14 protein-coding genes are annotated in these 14,142 nt (G+C 72.2%); 12 read left to right on the forward strand and 2 right to left on the reverse strand.

The window, feature by feature from the left end; all coding sequences use genetic code 11:
• Window positions 1–96 precede the first annotated feature (96 nt).
• Window positions 97–630 carry a MaoC family dehydratase gene (locus tag ACIA8L_RS03020; protein ID WP_395899794.1) on the reverse strand — a complete coding sequence of 178 codons (534 nt, stop codon included), beginning with the start codon at window positions 628–630 and terminating at the stop codon, window positions 97–99.
• A gap of 288 nt (window positions 631–918) precedes the next feature.
• Here ACIA8L_RS03020 and ACIA8L_RS03025 point away from each other — a divergent pair, with 288 nt between their 5' ends.
• Both ACIA8L_RS03025 and ACIA8L_RS03030 read left to right on the forward strand, forming a co-directional pair.
• Window positions 919–1,353, forward strand: a complete 435-nt coding sequence (locus ACIA8L_RS03025) for a hypothetical protein (RefSeq protein ID WP_395899796.1) — start codon at window positions 919–921, stop codon at window positions 1,351–1,353.
• Window positions 1,350–2,228 (forward strand): MFS transporter permease, encoded by an 879-nt coding sequence (locus tag ACIA8L_RS03030; RefSeq protein WP_395899798.1) that lies wholly within the window; start codon window positions 1,350–1,352, stop codon window positions 2,226–2,228. Before ACIA8L_RS03025 ends, ACIA8L_RS03030 begins: the two co-directional genes overlap by 4 nt.
• Window positions 2,229–2,670: 442 nt before the next feature.
• Here ACIA8L_RS03030 and ACIA8L_RS03035 read toward each other — a convergent pair whose 3' ends face one another.
• Window positions 2,671–3,066: a thiol-disulfide oxidoreductase DCC family protein gene (locus tag ACIA8L_RS03035; protein WP_395899800.1), complete on the reverse strand. Its 396-nt coding sequence runs from the start codon at window positions 3,064–3,066 to the stop codon at window positions 2,671–2,673.
• Between the two features lie 100 nt (window positions 3,067–3,166).
• On the opposite strand from ACIA8L_RS03035, the gene trxA reads away from it, so the two are divergent.
• The 10 genes from trxA to ACIA8L_RS03085 all read left to right on the forward strand — a co-directional run bounded on the left by trxA (window position 3,167) and on the right by ACIA8L_RS03085 (window position 14,138).
• On the forward strand, window positions 3,167–3,628 hold the full coding sequence (trxA, locus tag ACIA8L_RS03040; RefSeq protein WP_395899802.1) for a thioredoxin: 462 nt from the start codon (window positions 3,167–3,169) through the stop codon (window positions 3,626–3,628).
• Window positions 3,629–3,690: 62 nt separating this feature from the next.
• The gene (locus ACIA8L_RS03045) at window positions 3,691–5,703 is read left to right on the forward strand and encodes an intein-containing Rv2578c family radical SAM protein (RefSeq protein WP_395899804.1); all 2,013 of its coding nucleotides are present in this window, start codon (window positions 3,691–3,693) and stop codon (window positions 5,701–5,703) included.
• A 121-nt stretch (window positions 5,704–5,824) separates the two neighbouring features.
• A complete protein-coding gene (locus ACIA8L_RS03050; protein WP_395899806.1) occupies window positions 5,825–6,172 on the forward strand; it encodes a hypothetical protein in 348 nt (115 codons plus the stop codon).
• Complete coding sequence (locus ACIA8L_RS03055) at window positions 6,169–6,933, forward strand: VWA domain-containing protein (protein ID WP_395899808.1); 765 nt, start codon at window positions 6,169–6,171, stop codon at window positions 6,931–6,933. Before ACIA8L_RS03050 ends, ACIA8L_RS03055 begins: the two co-directional genes overlap by 4 nt.
• Entirely contained in the window at window positions 6,930–7,742 is an 813-nt protein-coding gene (locus ACIA8L_RS03060) for a protein phosphatase 2C domain-containing protein (RefSeq protein ID WP_395899810.1), read from the forward strand. Before ACIA8L_RS03055 ends, ACIA8L_RS03060 begins: the two co-directional genes overlap by 4 nt.
• Window positions 7,739–8,887 (forward strand): hypothetical protein, encoded by a 1,149-nt coding sequence (locus ACIA8L_RS03065; protein ID WP_395899812.1) that lies wholly within the window; start codon window positions 7,739–7,741, stop codon window positions 8,885–8,887. The genes ACIA8L_RS03060 and ACIA8L_RS03065 overlap by 4 nt, the downstream gene beginning before the upstream one ends.
• A gap of 2 nt (window positions 8,888–8,889) precedes the next feature.
• Complete coding sequence (locus tag ACIA8L_RS03070; protein ID WP_395901703.1) at window positions 8,890–9,534, forward strand: 4Fe-4S single cluster domain-containing protein; 645 nt, start codon at window positions 8,890–8,892, stop codon at window positions 9,532–9,534.
• A gap of 19 nt (window positions 9,535–9,553) precedes the next feature.
• The gene (locus ACIA8L_RS03075; RefSeq protein WP_395899814.1) at window positions 9,554–10,816 is read left to right on the forward strand and encodes a hypothetical protein; all 1,263 of its coding nucleotides are present in this window, start codon (window positions 9,554–9,556) and stop codon (window positions 10,814–10,816) included.
• Window positions 10,813–12,831 (forward strand): AAA family ATPase, encoded by a 2,019-nt coding sequence (locus ACIA8L_RS03080; RefSeq protein WP_395899816.1) that lies wholly within the window; start codon window positions 10,813–10,815, stop codon window positions 12,829–12,831. Before ACIA8L_RS03075 ends, ACIA8L_RS03080 begins: the two co-directional genes overlap by 4 nt.
• Window positions 12,828–14,138, forward strand: a complete 1,311-nt coding sequence (locus ACIA8L_RS03085) for a hypothetical protein (protein WP_395899818.1) — start codon at window positions 12,828–12,830, stop codon at window positions 14,136–14,138. The genes ACIA8L_RS03080 and ACIA8L_RS03085 overlap by 4 nt, the downstream gene beginning before the upstream one ends.
• Window positions 14,139–14,142 lie beyond the last annotated feature (4 nt).

Genomic DNA, 14,142 nt, shown 5'->3' on the forward strand with positions numbered 1-14,142 from the left:
TCCCTACCTTCCGCACGCGCTCGGGCTTTGACGCTGTTTCTACGACCCCGCCGGGCTTCTACGACCCCGCCGGGCTTCTACGACCCGGCCGGGCTTCTACGACTCTGCCGCCGATGGCTTCGGCTCCGGAAAGGCTGACGGCTTCGGCTCCGGGAAGCTGGACAGCTCCGGGCCGGCGTGCGACCGCTTCGGCACCATGACGCGGCGTCTGAACACGCAGATCAATGTGCCGTCCTGCTTGTACCCCTTCGTCTCCACCGTCACCACGCCGCGGTCCGGCTTCGACTCCGACTCGCGCTTGTCCAGCACGAGCGTCTCCCCGTAGATCGTGTCGCCGTGGAAGGTCGGCGCGGTGTGGCGCAGCGACTCGACCTCCAGGTTGGCGATGGCCTTGCCGGACACGTCGGGGACGGACATGCCGAGCAGGATCGAGTAGACGTAGTTGCCGACGACCACGTTGCGCCGGAACTGCGTCGACGTCTCCGCGTAGTGGGCGTCGAGGTGCAGCGGGTGGTGGTTCATCGTCAACAGGCAGAACAGGTGGTCGTCGGCCTCGGTGACGGTCTTGCCGGGCCAGTGCCGGTAGACGGCGCCTACGTCGAACTCCTCGTAATACCGCCCGAACTGCATTGGTGCCCCCTCCGTGCAGGTGTCTGGGCAGCATGCCGGGCCGGATCGGGCACTCGGTAGGGGGAACGGGGTGAGTGTGACAAAACGCAGCAAGCGGCGGGGCTCTGCCTGGCGCCCGCCGCCCACGCTTCGTGCTGAGTATCTTGGCGGCTCGATTTGCAAGATCGCAACGCTCCGTATAGAGACGCGCGTCACATGATTGCGGAGCTGAGCGTGTTCACTACGCGTTGTGATGCCGCTCGCACTACGGAGAGTGAGTCGTTCACCTTGCTGTAAGGTCCGGTGCTGATGGAACGGTTGAACACTCGGGGCAAAGCGGCACGGATGGTGGCCGCGGCCGTCGTCGCCGCGCTGACGCTGGCCGGGACGTTCTGGGCCGACGACTCCGTCTTCCCGTTCGCGCCGTTCCGGATGTTCGCCACCGCCGACAAGCCCAATGAGCCGGTCCTGGTGCTGCGCACCGACGGGATCGACACGACCGGGAAGAAGTTCGAGCTGGACGAGCAGAACGCGGGCGTGCGCCGGGCCGAGATCGAGGCGCAGATCGAGCGGTTCAAGGCCGACCCGGGGCTGCTGCAGTCGGTCCGTGAGGCCTACGCCGCCCGCAACCCCGGCCGGCCGCCGCTGGTCGAGGTGGACATCGTCGAGGTGCAGCACCATCTGCACAACGCACAGCCGACGGGGGAGATCACCGAGGTGGTTCTGGCGAGGTACCGGCCATGACCCGGATCGCAGGCTGGCTGTTCGCACCCGTGCCGAAGGCGCGCATCGCCGCGTTCCGCACGCTGGTCTACCTGTTCGTCCCGCTCGACCTGATCTTCTTCAGCGCCTGGATCAAGTCGCACGGCAACCTGCCCGGCAACCTCTACCAGCCGCTCGTCGTCGGCCGCCTGCTGCACCTGCCCACGCCGACCCACCTGATCGTCAACGCGATCTTCTACGCGCTCATCCCGCTGTCGCTGCTCGCCGCGACCGGGCGCGCCCACCGCCTGCTCGGCTGGACGGTCTTCGCGCTCTACTTCGAGTGGATGATCATCGCGATGAGCTACGGCAAGATCGACCATGACCGTTACGCGATCCTGGTCGCCCTGGCCGTCCTGCCCACCGCCGGCCGCGCCCGCCACGGCGACCAGACCCCGACCGAGGCCGGCGGGTTCGCGCTGCGGGCCACCCAGCTCGCGGTCGTCGCCACCTATTTCCTGGCCTCGATCTCCAAGTTCCGCTACGGCGGCCTGGCCTGGCTGACCGGCGCGACACTGACCCGCTCGTTCATCCGCCGGGGCACGGCCCTGGCCCAGTGGCTGCTGAAGATCCCCGGCTTCACGACCGTGTCACAGTTCGGGATCGTCGGCTTCGAGCTGTTCAGCCCGATCGTCTTCTTCGTCAAGCCCAAGTGGCGCTACGCCATCGTGGCCGGCTTCTATCTGTTCCACCTGATGACGATCAGCCTGATCACCATCTCGTTCATCCCGCACCAGATCGCGATGACGGCCTTCCTGCCCCTGGAAACGGTCCGTCCCATCCACTGGTTGCGGCGGTGGCGGGACCGCGCCAAGGAATCCCCGGAACCCGCGGGAGAGCCGGCAACGGCGGTGTGAGCGAAAGCGGTTTGAGAAGAGCAAAGGGCGGACTCGGGTCCGCGGTTATTGCGGTCCGCTGCTCCCGTCAGCGCCTGGTCTGGGTCGGTCATGCGGAGCCCACCGAGCCAGACTGGGCGAACCGGTCGGCCCCGGGGTCTCCCTTCGGCGTCCGCGCAACAAAGGCCACAACGAAAGCCGCCTCTGGCGGCGCCTGAAAACGAAGCCGCCTCTGGCGGCTTTTACCACCTTTCGCACCGCGGGCGCTGTTGTCTTCCGGGCGCCGCCGGGCGCGCTCTGACCGTCCGCACCGCGGAGTCGGAAGGGAGGCGCCCTGGCGCCGACCGGGGCCTGGCGGGAGCGACGGTCGCGCCCACGGCGGACCCGAGTCCGGCTCTTGTTCTTCCGCTTGTTTCGCCCTTGTCGGTTTTATCGGTCCATCGTCTTTATCGGGGCATCGTCTTTATTTCGCTCGTGCCGGATGGTTCGGGGGGAGGGCGCAGGCGGCGGTTCCGCCGGGCATGCGGTGGCGGTTGCGGGCGACCCAGCGGTAGACCGGCCAGGCCAGTGCCGTGATCGGCCGCAGTCCTAGGATCGACCCGGCGATGCGCCAGATGACGCCGGCGCGGCGCAGCAGGTCGGCGATCGCGGCCGGGCCGGCGCTCACCCGCCCGGGGGCCACGTAGTAGACCGCCGAGCTCACCTGCTCCTCGGTCAGACCGAGCGGGCCGAGGTCGGCGAACTGCCACGCCACGACGTCCGCGGCGGGCTTGATGCGCGTCTCGATGAAGCGGGCGCATGATGAACAGAAGGCACAGTCGCCGTCGAACACGAAGACCGGCCGCTCGGTTGGTGCCACGTGACCATCATCCCTCGCATCGGTTGGGAATGCCGGTAAGGGGTACGTGGTTATGACGGTGCATACCCGAGGACGCCATGAGGGATCGGAGCTGAACAGCATGGCAACCGTAGAGCTGACCGCGGAGAACTTCGCCGAGAAGATCGGTGGCGACGGGATCACTCTCGTGGACTTCTGGGCCTCCTGGTGCGGACCGTGCCGGATGTTCGCACCCACGTACGAGAAGGTCTCCGAGCTCAACCCCGACATCACGTTCGGCAAGGTCGACACCGAGGCCGAGCAGATGCTGGCGGCCGAGTTCGGCATCCGCTCGATTCCGACGCTGATGATCGTCCGGGACGGCATCGCGCTCTACTCGGAGCCCGGTGCGCTGCCGCAGCAGGCCCTCGAGGACCTGATCAAGCAGGCGCGCGACCTCGACATGGACGAGATCAAGGCCAAGGTCGCCGAGCAGAAGGCGGCCGAGCAGGACGCCGCTGAGAAGGCCGCCGCGGCCAAGGCCGCGCCCGCCACCACCGAGGCGGAGGAGCCGGCCGACGCCGACTCCGTCACCAAGGCCTGACGCTTCGTAGTCGACCGCCGGGGCGCCTTGCGTCTGCTTAGAACGCGTGTTCGAATGAACGCGTGCGATGGGACAACCTCAAGGCGACTGGCGGTCCTGCCACCGGTGACCCCGGGCCGGCGCGAGCCCTTCCGCTCGCACTGCCCGGGGCCGTCGCCCGGACCTTCGACACGCCCGAGTTCCGGGGCATGACGTTTTACGAGGTCCAGGCCAAATCGCTGATCAACAAGGTGCCCGGCGCGTCCAGGGTGCCGTTCGAGTGGACCTTGAATCCCTATCGCGGGTGCTCGCACGCCTGCGTCTACTGCCTGACCGGCGACACCGCGATCCTGATGGCCGACGGCACCACCACGCCCCTGGCCGAGCTGCGGGTCGGCGACGAGATCGTCGGCACGGTGCGTGACGGCCGGCTGCGGCGCTACACGACGACCCGGGTCCTCGCACACTGGCAGACGGTCAAGCCCGCCCACCGCGTCACCCTCGCCGACGGCACCGCGCTCGTCGCCTCGGGCGAGCACCGCTTCCTGACCGACCGCGGCTGGAAGCACGTGACCGGCGCCCGGCACGGCCGCAGCCGCCGCCCCCACCTCACCACCGCCAACCGGCTCGCCGGGTTCGGCGCCCTCCCGCCCGCACCGCCGGTGGACGCGCCCGCCTATCGCCGCGGCTACCTCTGCGGCTTCGTGCACGGCGACGGCCACGCCTCCCCGGTGCCGGCCGGCGTCCGGCGGCGGGCCGACGACTACGCGGCGGCCTGCGGGGGGCTGCACGCGCTGACGAAGGACTCCCGGGAATACGCGGGGGCCAGCGTGCGCGACGCCAGCGCCGTGCTCGACTGGCCCGAGGCGCCGGAGCCGGCGTGGCGGCTGGGGTTCGTGGCCGGGCTGTTCGACGCGGCCGGCGCGCTCGACGGCGACGGGTCGGGTGGCGGCGGGCCGGGTGGCGGCGGGCCACGGTTCGACGTGGTCGACAAGGTCGTCGTCGACTGGCTCGTGGAGTGCCTCGAGCGGGCCGGCTTCGCCGTCGTGGCCGACGCCTTCGACGGTGTCCGGGTGCTCGGCGGTCCGCGCGAGCGGGTCCGGTTCGGCCTGCGCTTCGCCCCCGCCCGGGCCGTCGGGTCGCCGGACGGCGAGCTGGTCCGCGGCGACGAGTCCCTGCGGGTGACGGCGGTCGAGCCGCTCGGGGTCGACGTGCCGATGTATGACATCACCACCGGCACCGGCGACTTCATCGCCAACGGCGTCGTGAGCCACAACTGCTTCGCCCGGCACACCCACACCTACCTCGACCTCGACGCCGGCCGCGACTTCGACACCCAGATCGTGGTCAAGGTCAACGCCGGCGAGGTCCTGCGCCGCGAGCTGTCCGCCCGCACCTGGTCCGGCGCCCATATCGCGATGGGCAGCAACGTCGACGTCTACCAGCGGGCCGAGGGTCGCTATCGGCTGATGCGCGACATCCTGGCCGCCCTGCGCGACCACGCCAACCCGTTCTCGATCCTCACCAAGGGCACGCTGATCACCCGCGACCTCGACCTGTTCCGCGAGGCCGCCTCGGTCACCCGGGTCAGCCTCTCGATGTCCGTCGGCTTCATCGACGAGGCCCTGTGGCGAGCCGTCGAGCCCGGCACCCCCAGCCCCCGCCGCCGCCTCGACGCCATCCGCCGCCTGTCCGACAGCGGCTTCCCGGTGGGCGTCCTCATGGCCCCGATCCTCCCCGGCCTCACCGACACCCAGGACGCCATCGACGCGACCGTCGCCGCCCTGTCCGCGGCCGGCGCGGCCAGCATCGTGCCCCTCGCCCTGCACCTGCGGCCGGGTGCCCGGGAGTGGTACCGCCAGTGGCTCCTGCGCGAACACCCCCACCTGGCCCCCCGCTACCGCGACCTCTACGGCAACGGCTCCTACGCCCCCCAGTCCTACCAGCGCGAGCTCACCGCCCGGGTCCGCCTGGCCGCCCGTCGCCATGGCCTGACCACCGGCGGCACCGGCACCACCCGCATGGGCGAGACCATCGAGGCCACCCCGCGCCCCGCCCCGGCGCCGCCCGAGGGCGAGCAGCTGACCCTGCTGTAAAGGCCTCCCGCGCGGCGGTCCGTCAGATACCTGCTGACAGACGCCGACGCAGGAGGTGCGCCGTGACCCGCCGCTGGACCCACACCGGCTTCCCGGTGAGCGCAGGAACCCGTGCGAGCTGATGGACACGCGCCTGACCTGGCTGTACGCGGCGATGCTGTGCGCGGCGGGGGCACTGGCACTCCTCGCCGCCCGCCGCGTGGGCGGCCCGCCGATGGCTGAGCCGATCGAGCCCGCGCCCGAGCCGGTGTTCGCCGTCGTGCGCACCCACTTCGTCGACGGCGGCGGCTACGTCGAGATCGGCGGTGTCGTCGTGTGGGCGTCGGCCGACCCGGCCCGGCCGCTCCAGCCCGGCCAGGTCGTCCAATGCGAGCCCGGCGACGACAGCCACACCGTCACGGTGGCCGGTCCCGACACGCCGGCCGAGGCCACCACCGCCGTATCCGTACCGGAGGAACACCGCGCATGACCGCTCCCTGGACGCCTCCGGCGCCGCGTTCGGCCCACAACCGCGCCCTGATCACGCTGGTGATCGACACCTCCGCATCGATCGGGGAGATCGGCGCGCTCGACGGGCTCAACCAGTCCCTGCGGGCCTGGGGCAACGACATGCGCGCGGACGCCAACCTGCAGCGGACCGCGCAGATCGCCCTGGTGACCTTCGGCCACGGGGGCGTGCGCACGGTCGACGCGAGCGGCGCCACCACGGCCGAGCCGCCCGACCCGTTCGTCGACGTGGCCCGGTTCAACCCGGCCGCGCTCCAGTCGGGTGGCTACAGCCCGATGCTGGAAGGGATCGAGCGCGGCATCGAGATCGTCTATGCCGGGGCCGAGTCCCTGGACCGGCAGAACCTCCTGCTGGCGTGGCGGCCCATCCTGTGCCTGATCTCGGACGGCGCGCCGACGGACTTCCAGGGGCGGCCCACCGGCCGGCTGGCCGAGGTGACCCGGCGGATCCGGCAGGAGGAGGCCGGGCACAACCTCATCTTCCTCGCGATCGGCGTGCCCGGAGCCGACGACGAGGCGCTGCGGACACTCGCCGGCCCGGACGGGTACTACCCGCTGGCCCAGGTGAACTTCATGCAGGCGCTCACGCTCGTGTCGAACAGCTCCCCCCGGCTCAAGGCCATGGCCGGCACCGGATCGGCCGAGGAGATCAAGCGCGAGTTCCGGCGCGACGTCGAGGCGGACGACGAGTCCCGCAGCTGGCTGATGGGCGGGCCGTTGTGACCGACCCGTTCCCGCCGCAGTGGCGGGTCGCCGGCGTGAGCGTGCCAGGCCCGCGGCACGCCGCCATCGCCGTCGCCAACCAGGACTCCTGGCTCTACCGGGCGGTGAACGCCGATGTGTTCGTGCTCGCCGTCGCCGACGGGGCCGGGTCGCGGCCGCGCTCCGCGGTGGGGTCGCGGCTGGCGGTCGAGGCGGCCTTCACGTCGGCGTGCGCGGTGCTCCCGCCGCAGCGGCCCGGCACCGGGCCGGTCTGGGCGGAGCTGGCCGAGCGTTGGGCCGGGGCCTGCCGAGCGGCGTTCACCCAGGCCGTGGAGGCGGTGGCCGGTCCGCTGTCCACCGATGGCGCGGCCGGGCTGGGCGCGGAGGACTTCGCCACCACACTGCTGGCGGTGCTCGCCTGCCCGCCCTGGTACTGCTACCTCACGGTCGGCGACTGCTTCCTGGTCGTGCACCGCCGGCCGGGCGGCGCGCACCTCGTCGTGCCGCCGCCGATCGCCGACCCGCCCGGCGTCACCACGTTCCTGACCTCGCCGGACGCCGCCGCCCAGCTGTCCTGCGGGGTGATCGACGAGCCCCGGCTCGCCGGTCTCGCGCTGTGCTCCGACGGGCTGATCCAGGCGACGCTGGACATCGCCCGGCGGGCCGACGGCGCCATGTGTTACCTCGCCCCGCCTGACTTCGCCGGGTTCTTCGAGGCGCTCGCGGACGACCGCCGGACGCCGCTCGACCTCGCGGCCGGACTGGCCTCGCCCGACTACGCGGCCACCTCCGGTGACGACATGACCATGGTGCTGGCGGTGCGGCGATGACCTACCTCGCGGCCGGCGTCGGCGAGCTGCACCTGGGCCCCCGGATCGCCCGTGGCCGGGAGGGGACGGTCTTTCGCGTGGCCGGCCTGGACCGGGTCCTCGCCAAGATCTACCGGCGGCCGGACGCGTGGCTGGAGCCCCGGCTCACGGCGGCCATCGCCCAGCCGCCGGCCCGCTGGCGTGCCGAGCCGGACGGGCACCGCTACGTGGCGTGGCCCCAGTCCGTGGTCTACGACGCCGAGCGCCGCGCCGTGGGGTTCCTCATGTTCGAGGTGCTCGGGGTGCCGCTGGTCCAGATCTATGAGGCGGACACGCGGGCGGAGGCGCTCGACGACCCGACGTGGGCCCGGTGCGTCTGGATCGCCCGGGAGCTCGCGGCGATCTTCGCCGCGCTGCACCCGTCCATCGTCGTCGGGGACGTCAGCCCCAACAACGTGCTGGTCACCCGGGCCGGCCGGGTGTGCCTGATCGACTGCGACAGCATGCAGTTCCCCGACCGGGCGAGCGGGCAGATCTGGCGGGCCCCGATGGCCACGGCCGACTACGCCCCCTACAGCCCGGGCGGCCCGGCGCAGGTGCTCACGCCGGCCCACGACCACTTCGGGCTGGCGATCCTGATCTGTGAGCTGCTGATGGCCGGCCAGCACCCCTACGACGGCCGGCCCGTCGGCGCGGCCCGGGCTGAGGGCAAGGCCGGCAACATCCGGCTCGGTGCCAACCGCGTGACCAACCCGGCCAGCCTCGGCGCCCGGCCCGGGCTCATCCCGCCGATCATCATGCCCGCGAGGATCCGCCGGTTGCTCAAGGAGGCCTTCGCCGACCAGACCCACGCGCCGACCCCGCGCCCGACCGCGGCGATGTGGGTGCAGGCCCTCGACACGCTTGCGGAGAACATCGCCGCCTGCGGCCACTCGGTCTACCACCGCTACCCCCGCGAGCTGCGGCAGTGCGTCTGGTGCGCCCAGGTCAGCGCCGGCGCCGGCGACTACTTCCCGCCCCCGGCCCACCCGCGGACCCCGCCGCCGGCCAAACCGAAGGTGCGGACCGTGCGGGCCGCGCCGCCGGACTACGGCCACAAGCCGAAGAAGGGCACACCGCCGCTGCCGGACTTCCCGGCGCCGCGCACATCATGGAGGGACGGGTGAGCATGCCGGTGCATGCGGCCGACGCGACCATCCGGCTGGCCGAGACGCATCCGCGCTGCGAGGTGCTCGGGCCGGGCATCCGCTTCGCGGTGTGGGTCCAGGGCTGTCCGCTGCACTGCGCCGAGTGCACCAGCCCGGCGTGGATTCCCGAGGTGGGCGGGGTCGAGGTCGGCGTCGGTGAGCTCGCCGACCGGATCGCCGACCAGGCGATCGACGGGCTGACGCTCTCGGGCGGGGAGCCGTTCGCCCAGGCCGCCGAGCTGGCCGACCTGGTGGCCCGGGTGCGGGCCCGGCGCGACCTGTCGGTGATGAGCTACACCGGCTACGTCCTGGAGCACCTGCGCCGCCACGGTGACGCCGCCCAGCACCGGCTCCTGGACGCACTGGACATCCTCGTCGACGGGCCGTACCTGGCCAACCGGCACGCCCGGCTGCGCTGGCGGGGCTCGGCGAACCAGCGGCTGCACTACCTCACCGGCCGGCACCGGCCCCTGCCCGATGACGACAGCGCGGGACTGCAGATCGAGCTCGGCGCCGACGGCGCGATCCGATGGCTGGGCGTGCCCGCTGTCCGTCAGTTCCGGGTTGAGTTCGAACGGCGACTCGGCCTGGCCCCTGCGCCCGATGCCGTCCCGCTGGCCGAATGACCCCGACGAGGAGACACGGATGAGTGGATCGCCGAAGTACAACAGTGTCGACCTTGCCGCGGCCCGGCGTGCTCAGGCCGAGGCGGAGCGGGCCGAGCGCGCCCGCAAACGCGAGCAGCAGCGGCAGAAGCGCCTGGCCGCCGCGGTGCAGCGGACCCGGGCCACGACCACGCGCCGGTGCGCCGCCCTCGCCTCCCGCTACGCCGCGCTGACCGGGCCGGCCACGGCGGCCGGGCTCGGCGCCGAGGCGGCGGCCCAGGCGGCCACCGTGCAGCAGGTCGCGGCCGAGATCGCGGCCGCGCCCAACCACCCCGCGCTGGCCGCCGCCAACCGCCGCCTCGATCTGCTGGAGCGGCAGATCGAGGCGCTGTCCGACGCGGTGAGCCTGCGCCAGGAGGCGGCCGCCTCGGCCCGGCTGGCCCAGCTGACGACCCGGCTCGAGGCGATCCCGCGGGCCGAGCGGCTGCGGTTGGACACCGCCGGCGGGCAGGCCGCCGAGGCGGCGCTGGGCACGGCCGCCGAAAGCACCCAGCCGGCCGCCGAGGCCCGGTCGGCCGAGACCGTGGAGCGGGCCGCCCGCCAGGTCGCCGAGCACCTCGAGCGGGTCCGGGCCGCGAAGGCCGAGCGCGCGGCCGCGATCCGGGAGGCCGAGTTCCAGATCGACGAACTGGCCTCGCGCCTCGACGCCCTCGAAGCCGACGGGCGCGACCTGCACATCGAGGTCGAGGGGGCCCGGTTCGCCCACGACTACCTCGGCCGGATGCGCGGGCTGGCCGCCGACGGCCGGCTCGACGAGCTGGCGATCATGCTGGGCCAGGTCACCGCCGCGCTCGGGCGCACCGAGCAGAGCTTCGACGACCGGGTGGAGCGCATCGTCGAGCGCCGGCGCATCCTCGCCTCCATCGTGGCGGGCCTGCCCGAGATGGGGTTCGGCGTGGTCGCCGGCAGCCTCTCCGAGCGGCCGGACGGGTCGGTGTCGGTCCGGGCCGAGACGACCCGCGGCGACGCCCTGGACGTGCTCGTGCACGACGGCGAGGGAAGCCCGCACGAGGTCCTCTACTCCAGCTCCGACCTGGCCGCCGAGGAGGCCGCGGGCGGCATCACCGGGTCCACCTGTGGCAGCCTGCTCGACCTGGTCGGCGCGCTGAACGAGCGGGCCGGTCAGGACGGCTACGTCACCGGCACCGTCTCCTGGGACGACGGCGACCCGGGCCCCGGACCGCGGCACACCGGCGCGACCCGGCCGGCGGCCGCCCCGCAGACGCGCAAGGGGCTGGGATGAACGCGCCCAACGCCTCGGGGCTGCGCGGCTCGGTCTGGCTGCTGCGGCTCGGGCACGAGATCAACCGCCATCGCCACCTGGTCATCCACGGCAACGTCGACGACCTGGTGCGCTGGAACCACCGGTACGACACCTTCACCGAGTCGGTGTTCGACGTCCTGCGGGTGCTCGGGTTCGCGGCGACGGCCCGCTACAGCATCGCCGAGGGCCTGACCTTCCCCGACGAGGCGCACCGGCAGGAGTTCGAGCGCCTGCAGGGGCTGGGCGCACCGGCTCCGGCGGCACCGGGCCAGACCCCGCCGCCGGCCGCCGATCCGGCCGACCGGCGCAGCCACCGGCGGGAGCAGATGGACTCCGCGCAGCGGCAGGTCGAGTCGCAGATGCGCACCGCGCAGCGGGCCCGGCCGCGCAACCCGGCCGAGGCGCTGGCCGCCCTGGTGCCCCTGCTGACCCAGACCGCGGCCCCGTGCGCCGTGCTCATCGACTCACCGGACCTGCTGATCGGGCCGGCCGGTCAGGTCAACGACCAGTTCCCGGCCCAGGTCGCGTTCGTGCGCCACCTCGTCCAGTCGGCCGCCACCCCGCCGCCCGGGCGGCTGCGCAACACGCTGATCTTCGTCGTCCGGGACCTGACCAGCATGCCGATGTGGCTGCGGGAGAGCCCGCACGTGGCCATCGTGCCCGCCGAGCTACCCCGGATCGAGGAGCGCCGGGAGCTGCTGTCGGAGGCCGTGTCCGGCTACCACCGGGGCGAGGAGCTCCACGGCGAGCGGCGCGACCAGGCCGTGGCGACGCTGGCCAACCTGACCGACGGCATGACCGTGCTCGACCTGCAGTCGATGACGACCACCTCCCGCATCGCCGGTATCGAGGCCACCGAGGGCCGGCGGCTCCTGGCCCGGCACCGCTTCGCCCTGCGCGACGACCCGTGGGAGAAGCTCGACGTGAACAAGATCCGCGGCTCGGCCGACCTGCTGCGCCGCCGGGTCATGGGCCAGGACCACGCCGTGCGGGAGGTCAGCAACGTCCTGGCCAACGCCCGGGTCGGCATCGACTTCGTGGCCGAGGGCACCGGCACCGGCAGCCGCCCCAAGGGCGTCTTCTTCTTCGTCGGCCCGACCGGCGTCGGCAAGACGGAGCTGGCGAAGGCGATCGCCGAGCTGGTGTTCGACGACGAGACGGCGATGCGCCGCTTCGACATGAGCGAGTTCGGCCAGGAGCACGCCAGCGAGCGGCTGACCGGTGCCCCGCCCGGCTTCGTCGGCCACGAGCAGGGCGGCCTGCTCACCAACTGGATGCTGGAGCGGCCCTTCAGCGTGGTGCTGTTCGACGAGATCGAGAAGGCCCACACCAAGGTCTACGACAAGTTCCTGCAGATCATCGACGACGGCCGGCTCACCGACGGGCAGGGCCGCACCGCCTACTTCTCCCACTCGATCGTCATCTTCACCTCCAACATCGGCGCCGCCAGCCTCGGCGACCTCGGCGCCGAGCCGACCTACGAGATGGTCCGCGAGCACTTCAAGGAGAAGGTGAAGGAACACTTCGAGACCGACCTCAAACGCCCGGAGCTGCTCGGCCGCCTCGGCGGCGGCGTGGTCCCGTTCGACATGCTGCGCCCGGCCGTCATCGGCCAGATCGTCAACAAGTTCCTCGACCAGCTGGTCGCCTCGGCCCTGGCCAAGGGCTTCGAGCTGGTGGCCGACCGGGCCGACATCATCCGCGAGGTCGAGTCGCAGCTGCTCGGCGTCGGCGCCCGCTACGGGGCCCGGGAGATCCGCAGCCCGATGCTCGAGCAGTGGGTACAGATCCCGCTCAACCGCTGGATCCTCGAGCACTCCCCGCCCGCCGGCACCCGCATCCGGGTGTTCCGCACCGCCGGTTCACCTCCGTTCGCCATCGACGCGATCCCGAACGGCTACGGCCCGGCGAACGGCAACACCTTCGACGCACCGCTGCTGGAACTGGGCCGCGGCTACGACATCGATCAGGCAACCGAGAGGAACCGGCCATGACGACCCCCACCGACCAGGATGACTGGTTCCACGGCACAAATCCGGACCCCGTCCCCAACGGCCGCCGCACCGACCCGATCCCGGCCCAGGCCCCACCGCGCACCGACCCGACCCCGGCCCGCCCGGCCACCACCCCGCCGCCCGGCCCGCAGCCGACCCTGCACCTGAGCGACCCCATGGTCACCGGCGCCCCGGTGGCCCCGCCGCCGGAGGCCCCGGCCTATCCGGCCCCCGCCGACACCTCGCCGCCGACCCGGTCGCCGATGTTCGCGGCCGAGCCGGAGATGCGCTCCTACGAGCCGGTTGCGCAGCAACAGATCGTGGTGCCATCCACCGCCGTGAACCCGTGGGAGCAGGACGACGCCGGCACCAACGACGACGGCCTGGAGCCGCTCGCCATCCCCACCAACGCGAACGTGTCACAGAACGCGGTGCAGATCGGACTGTGGGGCCAGGCCGAGTCCGGCAAAACCACGTTTCTGGGCGCGCTGCGGATCGCCGCCGCGCAGCAGGGCAAGTTCGGCCGGTGGACCGTCTCGGGGCTGGACGACGACTCCTCTGAGTTCCTCGTGGCGCAGGCTCGGCAGATGACCCGGCTGCACCGGTTCCCGGAGCCCAGCCAGACGGTGGACACGCTGCGGTGGTCATTCAACGGCCAGCTGCCCGGCCGGTTCATCAAGAGGCCGGTGGAGTTCGTGCTATCGGTGCAGGACGTGCCCGGCGAGACGTTCCGGCACGGAGCGGTGATGCAGCGGGTCGTGGACCACCTGGCTCGGTCCCGCGGCATCATCTACCTCTTCGACCCGATCACCCTCCACCACTCCAACATCGATTACTTCGACCAGACGCTGCAGATGCTGTCCGCGGCGGTCAACGCCGGTGGCCGCCTGCACCGAGGCCGGCTGCCGCACTACCTGTCGGTGTGCGTGACCAAGTTCGACGACCCGGCGTTCTTCCGGCGGGCGGTCCGCGACGGGTGGGTGACCCAGGAGAACATCGGCCAGCGGCTGCCCCGCGTCCCGGACGACCGGGCCGAGGCGTTCTTCGACTGGGTCTGCCACGTCCTGCGGGGCCAGGGCGCCTCGCTGATCCGGGACCTCATCCGGGCCAACTTCCACGACTCCCGCGTCAAATACTTCGCGACTTCGTCGGTCGGGTTCCGACTCAACCACCAGGAGATCTTCGATTTCCGAGACTTCACAAATGTGCAAATGGCACCCGACCGGACCGCGACCATCCGCGACCTGGTACGCCCGATCAACGTCCTGGAGCCGCTCATCTCGCTCGACCGGGCGATCCGAGGCTAGGGCG

It is taken from the genome of Dactylosporangium sp. NPDC051541 (assembly GCF_044454505.1).
Taxonomy (GTDB): Bacteria; Actinomycetota; Actinomycetes; order Mycobacteriales; family Micromonosporaceae; genus Dactylosporangium.